Annotated in this window: 16 protein-coding genes; 7 read left to right on the forward strand and 9 right to left on the reverse strand. The window is 61.7% G+C overall.

Annotation, left to right across the window (positions count from 1 at the left end; genetic code table 11):
• Positions 1-12 precede the first annotated feature (12 nt).
• The 6 genes from AC0IW7_RS07410 to AC0IW7_RS07435 all read left to right on the forward strand — a co-directional run bounded on the left by AC0IW7_RS07410 (position 13) and on the right by AC0IW7_RS07435 (position 7,615).
• Entirely contained in the window at positions 13-1,947 is a 1,935-nt protein-coding gene (locus AC0IW7_RS07410) for a putative nucleotidyltransferase substrate binding domain-containing protein (protein ID WP_471816792.1), read from the forward strand.
• 10 nt (positions 1,948-1,957) lie between these two features.
• The gene (locus tag AC0IW7_RS07415; RefSeq protein ID WP_471816794.1) at positions 1,958-2,668 is read left to right on the forward strand and encodes a 3'-5' exonuclease; all 711 of its coding nucleotides are present in this window, start codon (positions 1,958-1,960) and stop codon (positions 2,666-2,668) included.
• A 125-nt stretch (positions 2,669-2,793) separates the two neighbouring features.
• Positions 2,794-3,312 carry an RNA polymerase sigma factor gene (locus AC0IW7_RS07420; RefSeq protein WP_463550833.1) on the forward strand — a complete coding sequence of 173 codons (519 nt, stop codon included), beginning with the start codon at positions 2,794-2,796 and terminating at the stop codon, positions 3,310-3,312.
• Entirely contained in the window at positions 3,309-4,283 is a 975-nt protein-coding gene (locus tag AC0IW7_RS07425) for a FecR domain-containing protein (protein ID WP_471816796.1), read from the forward strand. Before AC0IW7_RS07420 ends, AC0IW7_RS07425 begins: the two co-directional genes overlap by 4 nt.
• A gap of 101 nt (positions 4,284-4,384) precedes the next feature.
• Positions 4,385-6,787, forward strand: a complete 2,403-nt coding sequence (locus tag AC0IW7_RS07430; protein WP_471816798.1) for a TonB-dependent siderophore receptor — start codon at positions 4,385-4,387, stop codon at positions 6,785-6,787.
• Positions 6,788-6,985: 198 nt separating this feature from the next.
• Positions 6,986-7,615, forward strand: a complete 630-nt coding sequence (locus AC0IW7_RS07435) for a glutathione S-transferase (RefSeq protein ID WP_471816800.1) — start codon at positions 6,986-6,988, stop codon at positions 7,613-7,615.
• A gap of 137 nt (positions 7,616-7,752) precedes the next feature.
• Here the strand turns inward: AC0IW7_RS07435 and AC0IW7_RS07440 are convergent, their stop codons facing one another.
• The 6 genes from AC0IW7_RS07440 to rloA2 all read right to left on the reverse strand — a co-directional run bounded on the left by AC0IW7_RS07440 (position 7,753) and on the right by rloA2 (position 13,074).
• The gene (locus tag AC0IW7_RS07440; RefSeq protein ID WP_463550837.1) at positions 7,753-8,055 is read right to left on the reverse strand and encodes a hypothetical protein; all 303 of its coding nucleotides are present in this window, start codon (positions 8,053-8,055) and stop codon (positions 7,753-7,755) included.
• A 4-nt stretch (positions 8,056-8,059) separates the two neighbouring features.
• The gene (gene creD / locus AC0IW7_RS07445) at positions 8,060-9,439 is read right to left on the reverse strand and encodes a cell envelope integrity protein CreD (RefSeq protein ID WP_471816802.1); all 1,380 of its coding nucleotides are present in this window, start codon (positions 9,437-9,439) and stop codon (positions 8,060-8,062) included.
• A 277-nt stretch (positions 9,440-9,716) separates the two neighbouring features.
• Complete coding sequence (locus AC0IW7_RS07450; protein ID WP_463384135.1) at positions 9,717-10,148, reverse strand: CBS domain-containing protein; 432 nt, start codon at positions 10,146-10,148, stop codon at positions 9,717-9,719.
• A 141-nt stretch (positions 10,149-10,289) separates the two neighbouring features.
• Positions 10,290-11,717, reverse strand: a complete 1,428-nt coding sequence (gene creC, locus AC0IW7_RS07455; RefSeq protein WP_471816804.1) for a two-component system sensor histidine kinase CreC — start codon at positions 11,715-11,717, stop codon at positions 10,290-10,292.
• Complete coding sequence (gene creB, locus AC0IW7_RS07460) at positions 11,717-12,394, reverse strand: two-component system response regulator CreB (protein ID WP_471816806.1); 678 nt, start codon at positions 12,392-12,394, stop codon at positions 11,717-11,719. Before creB ends, creC begins: the two co-directional genes overlap by 1 nt.
• Positions 12,395-12,573: 179 nt before the next feature.
• Positions 12,574-13,074 (reverse strand): retropepsin-like aspartic peptidase RloA2, encoded by a 501-nt coding sequence (gene rloA2, locus AC0IW7_RS07465; protein ID WP_122492046.1) that lies wholly within the window; start codon positions 13,072-13,074, stop codon positions 12,574-12,576.
• A gap of 191 nt (positions 13,075-13,265) precedes the next feature.
• On the opposite strand from rloA2, the gene AC0IW7_RS07470 reads away from it, so the two are divergent.
• Positions 13,266-14,159 (forward strand): acyltransferase, encoded by an 894-nt coding sequence (locus AC0IW7_RS07470; protein WP_471816808.1) that lies wholly within the window; start codon positions 13,266-13,268, stop codon positions 14,157-14,159.
• Here the strand turns inward: AC0IW7_RS07470 and AC0IW7_RS07475 are convergent, their stop codons facing one another.
• The 3 genes from AC0IW7_RS07475 to purU all read right to left on the reverse strand — a co-directional run bounded on the left by AC0IW7_RS07475 (position 14,160) and on the right by purU (position 17,843).
• Positions 14,160-14,732 carry a DUF2780 domain-containing protein gene (locus tag AC0IW7_RS07475; protein WP_471816810.1) on the reverse strand — a complete coding sequence of 191 codons (573 nt, stop codon included), beginning with the start codon at positions 14,730-14,732 and terminating at the stop codon, positions 14,160-14,162.
• Positions 14,733-15,653: 921 nt separating this feature from the next.
• Entirely contained in the window at positions 15,654-16,853 is a 1,200-nt protein-coding gene (gene fdhA / locus AC0IW7_RS07480) for a formaldehyde dehydrogenase, glutathione-independent (RefSeq protein WP_463540412.1), read from the reverse strand.
• A 132-nt stretch (positions 16,854-16,985) separates the two neighbouring features.
• Positions 16,986-17,843 carry a formyltetrahydrofolate deformylase gene (gene purU, locus AC0IW7_RS07485; protein ID WP_463384140.1) on the reverse strand — a complete coding sequence of 286 codons (858 nt, stop codon included), beginning with the start codon at positions 17,841-17,843 and terminating at the stop codon, positions 16,986-16,988.
• Positions 17,844-17,885: the final 42 nt, after the last annotated feature.

Raw genomic sequence — 17,885 nt, forward strand, 5'->3', positions numbered from 1 at the left:
GGACGCAGCGTTATGAGCAAGGCCAGTGAATTCGCCCAGGCGGGCAAGGTGGCGGTGCAGCAGAACATCCTCGGGTTGATGGAGTTTTTGCAGAAGTTTCCGCCGTTCAATCAGATGGAAAACGCCCACTTGGGCTATGTGCTGGAGAACTGCCAGCTGCGGTTTTATGGCGCCGGTGAAAGCATTCTCAAGCCCAGCGGCGGGCCGGTTCAGCACTTTTATATCGTCAAGCAAGGACTGGTAGTCGGTGAGCGACCGCACACGGCGCGGCGCGGTACGGAAACCACGTTTGAGATCACCACCGGCGAGTGCTTTCCGCTGGCGGCGCTGCTGGGTGAACGGGCAACCCGCACGGAGCACTTAGCGGGCGAAGACACCTTCTGTTTGCTGCTGGGCAAAGACGCGTTTATCAAGGTGTTTGCCTTGTCTGCGCCGTTTCGTGACTTTGCCTTGCGCGGCGTCAGCAGCCTGCTCGATCAGGTGAATCAGCAAGTGCAGCGCCAGGCTGTCGCCACGCTGGGTGCGCAGTATTCGCTGGATACGCCGCTGAGCGAATTGGCGATGCGCCAACCGGTAACGTGCAGCGCCGACACGCCCATCAGCGCGGCCGTGCGGCTGATGCATGAGCTGCAAGTGGGCAGCATTGTGATCGTCGATAACGCGCACCACCCGACCGGCATTTTCACCCTGCGCGATTTGCGCTCGGTGGTCGCCGCCGGGGCGGAAAACCTGGGCGGGCCGATTGCCGATGTGATGATTCCGTCTCCCTTCCATTTGCCGCCCATGGCTAGCGCCTTTGACGCCGCCATCGCCATGACCGAGCGCCATATCGCCCATGTCTGCCTGGTGGAAAACGGCGAGCTGCGCGGCGTGGTGTCCGAGCGCGATCTGTTTTCCCTGCAACGGGTCGACCTGGTGCACTTGGCGCGCACCATCAGCCACGCCAACCGGCTGGAGACGCTGGTGGCGCTGCGCAGTGACATTCACCAGTTGGTCGAACGCATGCTCGCCCACGGCGCATCGTCTACGCAGATCACGCAAATCATCACGCTGCTCAACGACCACATGGTGTGCCGCGTCATCGAGCTGAGCATCGAACAACTGGGCGACCCCGGCGTGCCGTTTACCTGGCTGTGTTTCGGCAGCGAAGGGCGCCGCGAGCAGACGCTGCATACCGATCAGGACAACGGCATGTTGTTCGAGGCCAGCGATGCGGCCGACGCAGCGATCAAGCGCGGCAAGCTGCTGCCGCTGGCCGAGCGCATTAACCATAGCCTGGATAAATGCGGCTTCAGCCTGTGCAAGGGCGGCGTCATGGCCAGCAATCCGCAGCTGTGTTTGTCGCACTTGGAATGGTCGCGGCGCTTTAGCAGTTTTATTCGCGATGCCAGCCCGGAACATTTGTTGGCCTCGAGCATTTACTTCGACCTGCGCGCGGTGTGGGGGCCGGTGGAAGGCTGCGAAGTGCTGCGCCAGCAGATTTTGATCGAAGTCGCGGACAACCAGATTTTCCAGCGCATGATGGCCGCCAACGCCTTGCGCAATCGCCCGCCGGTGGGGCGCTTCCGCGACTTCGTGGTGGCCCGGAGCGGTAGCGAGAAACACACGCTGGATTTAAAAGTGCAGGGGCTGACGCCGTTCGTGGATGGCGCGCGGCTCCTGGCCTTGGCCCACGGCATCAGCGCCGGCAACACGGTACAGCGCCTGCGCGAGTTGATTGCCAAGGAAGTGATCGACGCGCTCGACGGCGCCGCGTACCAAGAGGCGTATCACTTTATTCAGCAAACCCGCATGCAGCAGCACCAGCAGCAGGCGCGCCAGCAACAGCGTTATTCCAATCGCCTCGACCCGGACAGCCTCAACCACCTCGATCGGCGCATTTTGCGCGAGTCGTTCCGCCAGGCGCAGCGCCTGCAAAGCAGCCTGGCGCTGCGGTATCAGTTGTGAGCATGCGCCAATGATGCCGTTCGACTGGCTGCGCCGCCGCCCCGCCGAGCCCATCGCCCAATCGTTATTGGACGCCTGCGCGCAACTGCCCGCGCCGGGACAATGGCGCGACGTGCCGCTGCGCGAGCAACGCTTTGTGGTGCTCGATCTGGAAACCAGCGGCCTCAATTTGCAGCGCGATCAGGTGCTGTCGATTGGCGCCGTGGTAATAGAGGACGGTGCCATCAGCCTCGGCCAGCAGTTCGAATGCACCCTGCAACGCCATGCGCAGCCGGTAAGCCCCAGCGTACTGATCCATGGCATCGCGCCCAGCGCACTGGCCGCTGGCGTGGTGCCCGCGGACGGCTTGCTGGCATTTATGCAGTTTGTCGGCGACAGCCCGTTGTTGGCCTTTCACGCGCCATTCGACCAACACATGCTGAGCAAAGCGTTGACACAGGAATTGGGCTACAACCTGGAGCACCGTTTCCTAGACGTGGCCGACCTGGCGCCGATGCTCTGCCCCGACATCACCTTGCGCCAAGCCGGCTTGGACGACTGGACTGCGCACTTCGGCCTGCAGGTGCAGCAGCGCCACCACGCCAGCGCCGACGCATTGGTGACAGCAGAACTGGCGCTGATTCTGTTCAGTCGTGCGCGCCAGCAAGGCTTGCACAGCCCGGCCGCGCTGGCCGACGCGCTCGCTCGCTGGCAACGGCGCCAGCATCGACCGTCTCTGTAATCACGCCACAACGCAGCCCACATAAATAACCGACCGCGAACAATTGCGAGGCACAGGCACTCTCTGCAATCATATGCGAATAATTCTCGATTTCGCGTTTGTTCTGCTTTTGGGCGGTGAGTGCTGTGTCGGTTGGGGAATCCACAAACCACGAATTGGCGGGCGTGCTGTATCGCGATCATCGCGATTGGCTGCTCGGCTGGCTGCGTAAAAGCCTGAGCTGCCCGCACCGGGCCGAAGACCTCAGCCAGGACACGTTCGTGCGCATTCTCGGAAAACCCGAAGCCCTGCAGATGCGCGAACCTCGCGCCCTGCTGACCACCATCGCCAAAGGCCTGCTGATCGACTATTTCCGCCGCAGCGCCCTGGAACGCACTTACCTTGATGAACTGGCCGCCCTGCCGGAAAGCGTTCATCCCGACATTGAAGAACAAGCGCTGGTGCTCGAATCGCTGCGCGCCATCGACCGCCTGCTCGGCACGCTTTCGAGCAATGCGCGCGCGGCCTTTCTCTACAACCGCATAGACAACCTCGGCCACGCCGAGATCGCCGAGCGCCTCGGGGTGTCGGTGCCGCGCGTGCGTCAATACCTCGCGCAGGGTTTGCGCCAGTGCTACATCGCGCTGTACGGCGAGCCGACATGAACCGCAGCAGCGTATCGGCCAAGGTGCTCGATGAAGCCATCAGCTGGCAGCTGTGCCTCGGTTCCGGCGAAGCCAACGAGCTTGAACGCGCTGAGTTTCATCTGTGGCATGCCGCCAACGCCGAGCACGCCCGCGCCTGGGCGCAACTCAGTGGCGTGGATCAGCACTTCGTTAACGTCAGCAGCCAGCCGGCTCGCCGCGCCCTGGTGCGCGCCGCCAGTTCGGGCAAAAGTCGTCTGCGCAGCGGCGGCATTCTCGGGGTTCTGCTCGGTGCGGTTCTCGGCCTGAGCCTGGCGCACCAGCAGCGCCCGCTGGGTGACTGGCTGGCCGACGAGCGCACCGCGCCAGGCGAGCAGCGCCAAGTGGAATTGCCCGACCACAGCACCGTGCGCCTCAACAGCCGCAGCGCGCTGGACATCGACTTCAACCCGCAACAGCGCCGCCTCTTTCTGCGCAGCGGTGAAATTCTGGTGGAAACCGCCCACGGCGACACCCGGCCTTTTATCGTCGCCACCCGCAACGGCGAACTGCGCGCCTTGGGCACGCGCTTTCTGGTGCGCCAGGAGCCAACCGGCACGCGCCTGATCGTGTTGCAATCGGCGGTAGCCGCGCGCCCTGCGCAAGCGGCAGCTGAAACAGATGTCATCCAGCAAGGCCAGCAAGTGCTGATGGCCACCGACACGCTGGGCCAGGTAAACGCAGCGCCCGCCGTCGCCGACGCCTGGACCCACGGCATGTTGGTGGTGGAAAACATGCGCCTGGCCGACCTGCTCGAACAGCTCGGCGACTACCGCGAAGGCTTTCTCAGCGCCGACCCGCAAGTGGCCGACCTGCGCATTAGCGGAAGTTTCCCCCTGCGCAACACGGACCTGGCCCTGGCCGCGTTGCCGCCCAGCCTGCCGGTGCAAATCGAGCGGCGCACCGACTGGTGGGTGCGCGTGGTGCCAGCGCCCATCGTGGAAAAACCCTGAAAAACCGGCTGCTGAAAATATTTTCAGGCAGCCCTATCACTTTTTGATTTTGCTTCGGCATAGGGGCATTGAGATTAATTCCTGCTTGGGAGCCGCTCGCAATGTCGAAGTCCGCCGTCACCTTGTTCCGCCCCACGTTACTGGCCGCTGCCCTGGCATTCGCCAGCCTGCCAGCCCTCGCCGCCGACACCGCCGCCGTGCGCAGCTACCAACTGCCGGCCGCGCCATTGGCCAGCACCCTGAACCAGATCGCCAGCCAAGCCGGCGTAGTGCTGAGCATCGACCCGAGCCTGACTGCCGGCAAAACCGCCCAGCCGGTGCAGGGGCAGTACGACGCGCAGACGGCGTTGCGTCAGGCCTTGCGCGGTAGCGGGCTGACGTTGGTGGCTAACAGTGCGGGCACGTTTAGTCTGGCGCCGGCTGCGACCGATGAAATGACCCTGCCTGCCACCGACATCAATGCCTCGGGCATTCTCGATGGCAGCGCCGACTCCGGCTACCGCACCGAATCGATCAAAAACGTCGGCGCGCTCGGCGGCATGAGCCTGCAAGACACGCCGTACTCCATCAGCGTCGTCTCCAAAGAAATGCTGCAAAACACCCAAACCACCTCCACCGACGACGTATTCAAGCGCAACCCGTTTACGCAGCTGTACTCGCCGAAAAACGCCGGCTACGCCAGCGCCGTGGCCATTCGTGGGTTCAGCAGCGCGGGGAACTTGAGCATTGCCAACGACGGGTTGCGGTTTAGCACCGGCTACGACGCTGGCAACTACGTTGAGGAAATGGAGCAGATCGAGATTCTCACCGGTCTGAGCGGCTTCCTTTACGGCCCCGGCAATCCGGGCGGCCTGGTCAACTACGTGCTCAAACGCCCCACTGCCGAGCGCTACAACAGCGTGACCCTGGGCAATGCCGGTGGTGAAAATTACTACCTGCATGGGGATTTCGGCGGTCCAATCGATGACGCGGGCGTGTTTGGCTATCGCTTAAATGTGCTGACGCAAGACGGCGAGACCGCCATCGACATGCAGAAGCGTCGGCGTGAAATGATCACCCTGGCGCTGGATTGGAACGTCAGCGATGACTTGCTGGTGCAGTTCGATGCGTCGCACAAGAAGACAGAGACACGAGGTTTGACGAGCTACTGGTATGTCGATGACGGCGCCGACCGTCCCGACGCCAAAGACTTGAGTAACGACAAGCTGTACAGCCAAAAATGGTCCTTCTCAGACTCCGAGCATGATCGCGTCGGCTCGCGTTTCAACTGGCGCCTGAACGACATCTTTACCCTGCGTGGCGCGCTCGGGTACTCCGAATACACCGAAGAGTACGTTTACACCGGCCCAACGATGTACGCGTCGGGCGTGTACTCGCAGCCGCTCTACGCCTTCGCGCCAACCGACAAACAGGAGACCTCGGGCCACCTGTTCCTGGATTCGACCTTCAACACCGCCAACATTGGGCACAAAGTCACGCTGGGTTACCAAGGGAATGTGCTGCGCACCCGCGAGTACGAAGACGCCATCCCGTTCCCCGGTCCTCAATACCTTTCGCCCGTGGGTAATTTGCCGCTCAGCCAGACGCCGCAAGTGGACAAGCCCAACTACTCCATCGGCCATGGTGACCAGCGTCTGTCCTCCACCAGCGAATCGCAGAACGTGCTAATCGGCGACGTGATTACCTTCAACGAGCAGTGGTCGAGCATCGTGGGTGTCACTCACAGCCAGATCAAATCGTCGTCGAATGACTTCGTCTACGCCCAAGCCTTTGGTTACGCGGAAACCGTGACTAAATACGATGAAAGCAAGACGTCGCCGAACTACTCGCTCATCTACAAACCCGTGCCATGGCTGACCACATACGCCACCTACATCGAAGGTCTGGAACCGGGCGGCAGCGCATCGACCCGCCCCGGTTTCCCGATCACTGCGCTGCCGCCTGAAGTCAGCGAGCAATACGAACTCGGCGCCAAAGCCACCTGGGGCGACACGCTGTTCACCGCCGCGCTGTTTAAAATCGACAAACCCAACTACATCAGCAACTTCGTCTACACGCCCAATGGTCGTCAGGTAAACAAAGGGCTGGAGTTGGGCGTCACCGGAAAAGTGGTCCCGGGACTGACGGTCGTGGGTGGCATTACGTTGCTCGACCCAGAGGTGAAGAAAACCAATCTGCCTGCCAACGATGGCAATAAACCAACCAACGTGGCGTCGCAACTGGCCAAGTTGTACGTCGAGCAAGACGTGTGGGCGTTGCCAGGTTTCGCGCTCACCGGCGGCGCTTACTACACCGGCAAGCAATACACCGACGAAGCCAACAACTACAGCCTGCCCTCCTTCACCACCTTCGACCTCGGCGCCCGCTACGCCATGCCGGTGGCCGACAACAAGCTGACCTTGCGCGCCAACGTCAGCAACCTGGCCAACAAGGAATACTGGCTGAACAGCTACTACCTGGGCGACCCGCGCACCCTGACGTTCTCGGCTCAGTTGGAGTTCTAAGCCGCTCGCTCAGCCTGCGTACCATTCGCTACCGCTATCGAGGCTAAAGCCTCTCCTACAGGTTTCTTATTTCCTGTGGGAGTGGCTTTAGCCTCGATGCGTTTGCGGCCAGAATCGCCAACCCTTGGACCTCTGCTTGGCGCCTCCAGGCTCGACGCTGTAGGGTTAGCGCCTCGCCATTTACTTGAGAATCGCGCCATGTCCGCTGCCACCATGAAGCTGTTCCACAACCCCGCCTCGCCGTTCGTGCGCAAGGTGCTGGTGGTTCTCCACGAGACCGGCCAGCAGGAGCGTGTCGAGCTTGAAACCGTGTTGCTGACACCGACCAACCCCAACGCCGCCGTTATCGCCCATAACCCGGCGGGCAAGATTCCGGCGCTGCGCCTGGACGATGGTTCGCTGCTGCACGACAGCCGCGTGATCGTCGATTTCCTCGACCACCAGCACGTCGGCGAACCGCTGATTCCTCGCGACGGCGCCAGCCGTTGGCGGCGGCTGACGTTGGCCTCGCTGGCCGATGCGGTGATGGATGCTGCCGTACTGATCCGCTACGAACTGGCCACCCGCCCGCAAGACAAACACTGGGCTGAATGGCTCGACGCTCAGCAGGCAAAAATCGTCCGCGCCTTGGGCGAGTTCGAGGAAGCGGCAGGCGCCGAGTTACCGAGTCGCTTCGACGTGGCCGCCATCGGCATCGCCTGTGCCCTCAGTTACCTCGACTTCCGCCAAGCCGAATTCGACTGGCGCCAGCAATTCCCAAGCCTGGCCACGTGGTACGCCGACGTCAGCCAGCGCCCCTCGATGTTGGCGACTCAGCCGCCGGTTTGATAAGCCCGCTCTCTCGTAGGTTGGGTCGGTCCGCGTTCGGTGCGCCGAAGGCGAAGCCCAACCTACGAAAAGCATTGCAATCTGACGCGCCAACTGGTGCCCAACCTGCGCATCTTCTCGCAACCCCACATGCCCGCTCATTTGCTCATGCTCATGCGGAACAGCCCGGCGCCGACCAGCAGGGCGACTTGCCCCAGCGCCGCGCACATTTGCAAAAACGAGCGCACCGAGGCGTTTTCAATGGCGTCGGGGGCGCCGGTCAGGCTGACCCAGAAGCCTTCCGGCAACACCGCCAGCGCGAGGTGCGCCAGGGGCTTGCCGGTCAAAACGATGAAGTTGATGAGGTCAAAACGCTGGGCAAACATCAGGCCCACCAGAATCAGCAGGGCGACGAACATACCCAAGGCCAGACACGCGCCGAGTTGCAGGACGATGCGCATGGCGTTATTCCCCCAACAGGCCAGGTTCAAGGGTCAGGGTCGGCTCGGCGGCGGGGGTTTTACCCACGCCATACCAGTCGAGTTTGCGGGTCAGCAGCATCACGCAAGCCAGCAGGCCGAACACCAGCAGTGAGCCCATCAACAGCGCGTAATCCTCGGCGCTGAGCAGCACGTACAGCACGCCGTAGAGCACGCCCAACCCCGCCGTAAACCCTGCGCCGCGCACCCAGCTGTGCAGCACATGGCACACGTAGAACCCCACCAGCGCCACACACGCGGCCGCCGATACGGCATACGCCACGGCGAAGTTCAGGTGTTCGGAAAGCGACAGCAGCAGCAGGTAAAACATCGCCAGGGCCAGGCCCACCAGACCGTATTGCACCGGGTGTACTGCCAGCCGCTTGAGCACTTCCATCAGGAAGAAGCCGGCAAACGTGAGGGCGATAAACAGCATGGCGTATTTGATCGCGCGGTCGGTTTTCAGGTACTGGTCGACCGGGTCGACAAAGCTCACGCCAAAGGTGCGCGCATCAAAGCTGCTGCAATTGGTGGTGGACACACAATCGCGCAGCACCTGTTCCATGTTGGTGGCGAAGAAGCTGGTCTGCCAGGTGGCGTTGAAACCCTGCGCGGTGATCTCGCGTTCCACCGGCAGAAACTCGCCCATAAAGCTCGGGTGCGGCCAGTCCGAATGCAGCTGCACCTGGCTGTCGCGACCGACCGGCACCACGCTGAAACTGGAAGTGCCTTGCAGCTTCAGGTTGAAGCCGAAGCTGAGTTTCATGTCGCGGGTGGTGTCGACTTTGCCCAGCGGCGCATGCACGCCGTTGGCCAGCATGTCGTCGCCAAAACCCGGTTCGAAGTCGAGCTTCTGGCCGTTGAGGTCGAGCTTCAATGCGTTGCTGATGCCACGGATATCGCTGATGCCCACCGCCAGGAACGGCTCGTCGAACTGGTAATCGGCGAGGTCTTCGGTGATGCCGTAGTTGGCCGGCACTTCGAAATGGCCGCTGATCTGGTTGTCACTTTTGAACAGCCGCGCCTGGTAAATGCCACGGGCACGCAGCTCGGTGCCGACATCGCCATTGAGGCTGAAGGTTTCCGGCAGCACGTACAGGCGGCTCGAAATAGTGCGTTCTTCCTGATAGCGCACGCCGGTTTTTTCGGCGGTTTTCCATTCGCGAATTTTCTGCCGATACGGCACCACCAGAATCGGCCCGGTGATTTGCTGGCTGTAGCTGGAACTGCGGGCGATGTTATCGAGCACGCCATTGCGCGCCGACTGCCGCTCGCCGATCAGGCCATCGATCATTAACAGGGGAATTAACAACAACAGAATCAAAAGGCCGATGGCCCCGAGTTTGATGCCCAGGCTGCGGTTCATCGCGGTGCTCTCCATGTGGTTGGGATGGAGAGAGTGTGGGGAGGCGCGGTGGAGCGGTTATGGGGGGAATGTGGAGAGTGTGTGGAGAAGCGAGAAGCGGCCCTCTCCCGCCCTTCGGGCACCCTCTCCCGCGCGCGGGCGAGGGAATTGGGCGACTACCGCGATCAAGCTCCCCTCTCCCGAAAACAAACTCAACTGCTCTGCTCCCCTCGCCCGCCTGCGGGAGAGGGGCCGGGGGAGAGGGCCAGCCGCGCCGCTACTCCCCCGCCATTCCCCACTATTCCCCGCGAATGTACTGCTCCAAATGATTAATCAAACTCTCCTGCTCGGAGATGATGTCTTTCACCAAGTCACCAATGGACAACAAGCCGATCAGCTTGCCTTCATCCATCACCGGCAGGTGACGCAGGTGGCCGTCGGTCATCAGTTGCATGCAGTGGCGATTGCCTTCTTTCGGGCTCACGGTGATGACCTTGGAGGTCATGATTTCGCTGACCGTGGCCGGGGAGGCGCGTTCGAGCATGGCGATTTTACGTACGTAGTCGCGCTCACTGACGATGCCGACCAATTGCTCGCCTTGCATCACCACCAACGCCCCGATGCCCTTCTCGCCCATGAGCTTCACGGCGTCGAGCACCGAGGTGTCAGGCGTGACACTGAAAATGGTGTTCCGCGTTTTTGACTTGAGGATTTCCGCAACCGTTTTCATACCCTGACTCCTGTGGCGTTCTTGTTGTCGCAGTGGCTTTCACATTTAGTGCCACCTGCAAGGCCGCCGGGCCTTGCGCGCTTGTTTGGACACTATTGAACAGGCTTTGCAGAGCCGTTACGGCGCTGAAAACGCCTTCTGCTAGTGCACCAGCGGCAGGCTCAAGCGAACCTCCACGCCTTCGTCGACGTTGCCAATTGTTATAGCACCACCATGCAGGCTGGCCACTTCCTGCACAAAGTTGAGGCCCAGGCCGGTGCTCTTGCGCCCGCTCGTTGGGCGCGGCAAGGAATAGAAGCGCTCGGTCAAACGGGCCAGGGCGTAGTCGGGAATCGGCGCGCATTGGTTGAAAACGATCAGGGTCAGGGTGTCGTCGTGCGGCTCGGCGGCGAAGCGCAGCTGGCCGCCGGCTGGGGTGAAGTCCAGGGCGTTGTCGAGCAGATTGGCCAGCGCCTGCTGCAACAGGAAACGCTCGCCGCGCACCTGCACGTCATCTGGCACCTGGTTTTCCACCTGCAAGCGGGCGCTGACGATGCGCGCCGCCTGCGCCTGTAATTGCTCCTCCACCAGCGCACGCAGCGGCAGCGGCATGCGCTCGTCCAGGCCCTGACGTTGCTCGACCAGTGCCAGGTTGAGCAGCCGCTCGATCAACTGCTGCAAGCGCGCGCTTTCGGTTTGAATGTTGGTGACGAAACGCTCGCGCTGCTGCGCCGGCATGTCACTTTCCAGCAATTCGGCGGCGCCGCGAATCGCCGCCAGCGGGCTTTTCAATTCGTGGGTCAGGGTGTGCACGTAGCGCTCGACGTAGGCCTTGCCCTCCAGCTCGCTGCGCATGTGTTCCAGCGCCTCGGCAAGCTGCTTCAGCTCGCCGCCTTGCAAGGCCGGCAACGGGCTGCGCTCGCCGGCCGACACCGCTTGGGCGTAGTCGGTAAGCCGACGCAGCGACGCGCTCAGCCACCACGACAGCAGCCCGCCCACCAGCAAGCCCAGCAGAATCAGCCCGGCGCCAAACCAGGCCAGGCGCTTCTGCGACCGCTCGATATACGGCTGCAAGGTGCGGCTCGGTTTGCTCACCGAGACCACGCCAATAATCTTGCCGTCGTCCTTGATCGGCGCGGCCACGTACATCACCGACGTTTCCGGGTCGCCCTCGACCTCGCGGGTAGAGCGTGCGCCGTACTCGCCGCGCAGGGTCAGAAACACGTCGTTCCAGCGCGAATAATCCTGGCCCACGGCCACGTCTGCGGAGTCGATCAGCACCTTGCCGGTGGCGTCGGTGACGTAAATGCGGTGGCTAACTTCGCGTTTGGTCAGGCCCCAAATCTGCGCATGGGGTTGGCGCTGCCCGTAGGCCTGAAATTGCGCTTGCCAGTGCTGCTGATCGAGGCGGCCGTTGCGCAGGTCATCGCGCAATAACTCGGCGAGCAGGTTGGCCGTGTCCACCAAGGTTTCTTCGGTGGTCTGGCGCACGCCGGGGCGAATTTCGTCCATCACCGTGCTCAGCACAAACCAGCCAGACAAGCCGACGAACACGAAGTAGACGAGGAATATCCGGATACCGAGCGGCATCAGTCCACCTTGATGCTGTAGCCCAGGCCGCGATGGGTCTGGATCGGTTCGGCATCTGCCGTTACCTGGCGCAACTTGGCGCGCAGGCTTTTGATGTGGCTGTCGATATTGCGCTCGTAGCCGGCTTCGGCCGGTACGCCAGCGGCGTCCAGCAACTGCTCGCGGCTGAACACCCGCAGCGGCTGGGCAACCAGCGTGTGCAGCAGGCGAAACTCGTGGCGGGTCAGGCCCAGCAAGTGGCCGTGGTAGTGAATCTGAAAGCGCTCGGCATCGACCGAAAACGCGCAGGCGCTGACGGGCGCGGCCGGCTCGCGCGGTTGCACGCGCTTGAGAATGGCCTTGACCCGCGCCGCCACTTCACGGGGGCTGAAGGGCTTGATGACGTAGTCATCGGCACCAATTTCCAAGCCCACCACGCGGTCGATTTCAGCGTTGCGCGCGGTGAGGAAAATCACCGGCACCTCGGAAAAACGGCGCAGCTGTTTGCAGGCTTCGAAGCCCGTCATGTCGGGCAGGCCGACGTCGAGAATCAGCAGGTCGGCGGGGGTGCTTTGTTGGTAAGCCAACGCCTCGCCAGCCAGGGTCAGCCAGTGGGTGCTGTAGCCCTCACTTTGCAAGGCGTAGATCAGGGTGTCGGCGATCGAGGCTTCGTCCTCGACCAACAAGATGGTTGGCATGTGCGTCCTGCAGCAGGGAAGGCAAGGCGCTCAATTTAGCATTGAGGGATAGGCGTAACGACGAAAATTCTGGATTCCGAATCGTCGGACCGCCGCCTGCGCGGGAATGACGAATTTTCTAAGATCACCGTCATTCCCGCGCAGGCGGGAATCCAGAATCTCGGATAAAGCCCCTTACCTCAGCATTTCGGCTGCCCCGCCGTAAACCGCTTCGCCGGGTTCACGGCGGCGTCGAACTCACGCAGGGCCTTGGCGCCGATCAGCAGCGGGTAGTTGAAGCTGCTGCGGTCGGTGAGATTGACCTCGATGATGCGGCTGGTGCCGTCCAGGCACATGCGCATGGCCACTACCGGGCGCTTCACCACTTCGGCGCTTTCTTCGCCTTCGTCTTCGTCGGCGCGGCTTTTGATTTTGCTGATGCGCGCCAGTTTGTGTTCGTACACCTTGTCGCTGGCGTCTTTGGTGGCCAGGCGGAAACGCACCCAGTCGTCACCGTCTTTTTTGAAGGTTTCGATGTCCTTGGCCGACAGCGAGGCGGTCAGCGCGCCAGTGTCCATTTTGGCTTTGAAGGTCTGGTCGATTTCCGGCAGCTTGATGTATTCGTAGCGGCCATACACGGTTGGCTCGGCGGCCATAACCGGCAGCGCCATCAGCGCTAACAGGGCGAGAACAGGTTTCACAGATCAGGTCACTCCAGGCAGTTAAAGGGCCGCTGCATCAGGGCAGACAACGGCCCTTCATACACCGGTTCAGGTGAAGAAACTGTAGCGGACGCGGCAAAAAGTACGACGGTCTAAACTTCCAATCGGCGTATTGGACGGCGCGCCAGGCCTGATTATCATGGCCCGCTCGCGCTAAGTTAGGAGCCTTCATGCGCCGTTTGCTCACCGGTATGACCGTCGCCTTGCTGCTTTTGCTCAACACGTTGGTGTTGATCGGCCCGTTAACCGTACTTGCCCTGCTCAAACTCATCCTGCCTGGAAAACTGCGCGCCGCCTGCTCGGCCGGGGTGGTGTGGATTGCCGAAACCTGGTCCGACATCGACAAATTCATCTTCGCCCTGTGCCTGCCCACGGTCTGGGACATTCGCGGCGACACCGAGCTGCGCATGGATCGCTCGTACCTGATGATCAGCAACCACCAGTCCTGGGTCGACATTCCTGCACTGATGCAGGCCTTCAACCGCAAGGCGCCGTTCTTCAAGTTTTTCCTGAAAAAGGAACTGGTCTGGGTGCCCTTGTTGGGCCTGGCGTGGTGGGCGTTGGACTACCCGTTTATGAAGCGCTACTCCAAGGCCTACCTGGCCAAACACCCGGAGATGGCCGGCAAGGATTTGCTCATCACCCAGCAAGCCTGCGAAAAATTCCGCGACTTGCCGGTGAGCGTGGTGAATTACCTGGAGGGCACGCGCTGCACCCCGGCCAAGCAGGCCGAGCAGCAATCACCGTATCGGCACTTGCTCAAACCCAAAGCCGGCGGCGTCGCCTTCGTGCTGGCGAGCCTGGGTGAGCAACTGGACGCCATTCTCGACATCACCGTGTTCTACCCCGGCGCGCGCATTCCAGGCTTCTGGGACTTGCTGTGCGGGCGTGTGCCCAAGGTGGTGGTCGACATCCAGACCCTGCCCATGGACCCGGCGCTGTGGCAAGGCGACTACCAGAACGACCCAAAATTTCGCGTGTACATGCAGACCTGGATTTCAGAACGCTGGGCCGAAAAAGACGCTCGGCTCAGCGCCATGAAAGCAGAACAGGCCGCCGCGTAATCAGCTGGCCGGTTTCCACAGGTTGCCGAGATTACCCAACAGCGAATTGCCCACACCCTGCTGGCCGAGGTACTGCAACAACAGCGGCGCGAATTGGCCGATCATGCCGCTGTCCATGCCCAAGGCACCGAACGCGGCGCTGAGGTCTTGCGGGTTATTCACATTAGCCACTGCTGCGGCGGCCTCCGGGCTTACCGGCTTGCTGGCGGATTTACCCAACAAGCTGCTCAATGAACCCAACTGCGCCAGGCCGTTCGCGCCCTCGAACTTTTGCAGGCCCGGCACGGTTTGCGTCAGCTCACCGTACTGATTGCCCGGCAACTGATGCTTGGCCAAACCCAACATCGCCCCGGTGCCACCCACCGCCTGTTCCGGCGAGACCTTCAACTGCTTGAGCGCCGCCAGCAGTTGCAGGTTCTCTGGATTACTCAACAACGACGCCGAGGCATCACCGCCCTTGCCACCCTGACTGGCCGAATACAGCGCCGCCGCATCATTCAAATTGAACGCAAACGCCTGGCAACTCAGCACAGACAACGCAGCCAGCAACACCAAACGACGGGGAGCAGACATCGGCAAAACCTCAGCGGGGAATAGAAAGCGATTGGACTGGAGGGAACCAGTGATGTTCCCGGGGGGCCGGATTATGCAGCAAAAGCATCGCGGCTAAGGCGAGGGCTGGAGCGGACCGCCAGATCAAAAGATCGAGGCTGAAGCCTCTCCTACAGACCCGCTCACCACCCTGTGGGAGCGGCTTTAGCCGCGAGATGTTGATCTTGCTATCCAGCTTTTGATCTACCGCTTGTGATCTGGCTTGTGACCTACCGCTTGTGATCCACCCGCCCCGTTCATCGCAGGCCGAGTGGAGTCGTCGCGTAGGGGGTTGAGCGGCCGGGAGCCGCGAAAGGAACGTCGGGCCATGGATGGCCCGTTGTGACGGCCCCCGGAGTGGCGGCGGAGTGAGGGGACCTGGAGCGCAGCGGAAGGCCAAGGTAGGGGCAGACCTTTTGGTTTCTTTTGTGTCGACTGACAAAAGAAACTCGCGCGTAAGGCGCGAAACAAAACGTTCAGCACCCGCGGTAATGAATGCTGCTGCAAAAATTGAGGCTCGAGACAAAATTCTGGATTCCGAATCGTCGGACCGCCGCCTGCGCGGGAATGACGGAGGTTTGGGCCACCACCGCGTTCGACTGGAAATACTGGATCCCCGCGTGCGCGAGGATGACAGAGGTTTGGATTCGGATCGCAGAACGTTGGGCTTCGCCTGCGGCTCAACCCAACCTACGGGGGACCTCGCGCGTATGGCGCGAAACAAAACGTTCAGCGGATGCGGTAATGAATACCTCCACCCATGCCACATGCGTAAGGCTCAAAACTCTGGATCCCGAATCGTCGGACCGCCGCCTTCGCGAGGATGACGGAGGTGTGGGCAGATTCACTCGATCTGTAAGCGCCCAAAAAACAAAAAAGGCAGCCCTTAGGCTGCCTCATCCTTCACGCCGCACTAAACGACTTATGCGGATCAATCACAAACTTCTTCGGCACCCCGGCATCGAACTCGCCATACCCACGCGGCGCGTCATCCAGGCTGATCACCTGCACCCCAACCACCTCAGCAATATTGATGCGGTCCCACATAATCGCCTGCATCAACTGCCGGTTGTACTTCATCGTCGGCGTCTGCCCAGTATGGAAACTGTGGGACTTCGCCCAGCCCAAACCAAAACGAATACTCAGGCTGCCCATCTTCGCCGCCTGGTCGATAGCACCTGGATCTTCGGTGACGTACAAACCAGGAATACCAATCTTGCCGGCGACCCGCACCACGCCCATCAGCGAGTTGAGCACGGTGGCCGGGGCTTCATGCTGTGCACCGGCATGACCATGACCGCGCGCTTCAAAGCCCACGGCATCGACGGCGCAGTCCACTTCCGGCTCGCCCAGCAACGCGGCGATCTGTTCGTGCAGCGGCGTGTCGGTCGACAGGTCGGCAATTTCGAAACCCTGAGCCTTGGCGTGAGCCAGGCGCACCGGGTTGACGTCGCCGATGATCACCACCGCCGCACCCAGCAAGCGCGCCGAGGCAGCCGCCGCCAGGCCGACAGGGCCGGCGCCGGCTACGTACACGGTGCTGCCCGGGCCAACGCCAGCAGTGACTGCGCCGTGGTAACCGGTGGGCAAAATGTCGGAGAGGCAGGTCAGGTCGCGGATTTTTTCCATGGCCTTGTCGCGGTCCGGCAGCTTCAGCAGGTTGAAGTCGGCATACGGCACCAGCACGTATTCGGCCTGACCACCGACCCAGTCGCCCATGTCGACATAACCGTAAGCACCGCCAGGGCGCGCCGGGTTTACGGTCAGGCAAACACCGGTGTGCTGTTCTTTGCACGAGCGGCAACGGCCGCACGCCACGTTGAACGGCACCGACACCAAGTCACCGATTTTCAGGTGCTCGACGTCGCTGCCCTTCTCGATCACTTCGCCGGTAATTTCATGGCCCAGCACCAGGCCGACCTGCGCGGTAGTACGGCCACGGACCATGTGCTGGTCGGAGCCGCAAATGTTGGTGGACACCACTTTGAGAATGACCCCGTGCTCGATCTTGCGACCACGCGGGTCCTGCATTTTCGGGTAGTCGATTTTCTGCACTTCGACCTTGCCCGCGCCGAGATAAACGACGCCACGATTACCAGACATAGTTGATTCTCCGTTTGTTGTTGTGGTTACAAAGGCGCAGCCAAAACGCACTGCGCGGCCCTGCACTGGAGGTTGTTGGGTGAAGCGAAAGAGGCCGCTATAGGCAGCGCGGAATGCCCTCTTCGGATGGGGTTACAAAACCACCGTCCGGCTCGCGTTCAAAAACACGCGCCGTTCGATGTGGAAACCCACGGCTTTGGCCAGGGTCAGGCATTCGATGTCGCGGCCTTTGGCGATCAGGTCTTCGGGGTAGTGGCTGTGGTCTACCGGCTCGACGCCTTGCGCGATGATCGGGCCTTCGTCGAGGTCGTTGTTGATGTAGTGCGCGGTGGCGCCGACCAGTTTCACGCCCTTTTCGTAGGCCTGGTGATACGGCTTGGCGCCTTTGAAACCGGGCAGCAGCGAGTGGTGAATGTTGATGGCCCAGCCGTCCAGTTTGCGGCACAGCTCGGGCGACAGCACTTGCATATAGCGGGCAAGAATCACCAGCTCGGCGCCGGTGTCGGCGATCACTTGCATGACCTTGCGCTCTTGCGCCGGCTTGTCGGCCGGGTCGAGGGGGAAGTGGTGGTAAGGAATGCCGTGCCAGCGGGCGAGTGGTTCGAGGTCGGGGTGGTTGGACACCACGGCCACCACGTCCATTGGCAACTGGCCGATGCGTTGGCGGTAGAGCAGGTCGTTCAGGCAGTGGTCTGCCTTGGACACCATGATCACTACCTTGCTGCGGTAGTTGGGTGGCGTCAGCTCGAAGTCCATGCCGAAACTACCCACGCGCGCGGCCAGGCCGTCGCGGAAATCCAGCTCGGCGAACACGTCCGGCTGGCGGAATTCAACGCGAATGAAAAACCGCGACGACAGACGATCATCAAAGCTGTGGTGCTCGGTGACGTAGCAGCCCTGCTCGAACAGATAACGCGTCACCGCATCCACCGTGCCGAGAATGCTCGGGCAGGAAGCGGTGAGGATCCAGGTATCGGGGGTGCGGCTCATGCTGTTCTCCGGGAGATACCGACAATCGCGTAGGAGCGGGGT

The organism is Pseudomonas sp. AC229 (genome assembly GCF_979254655.1).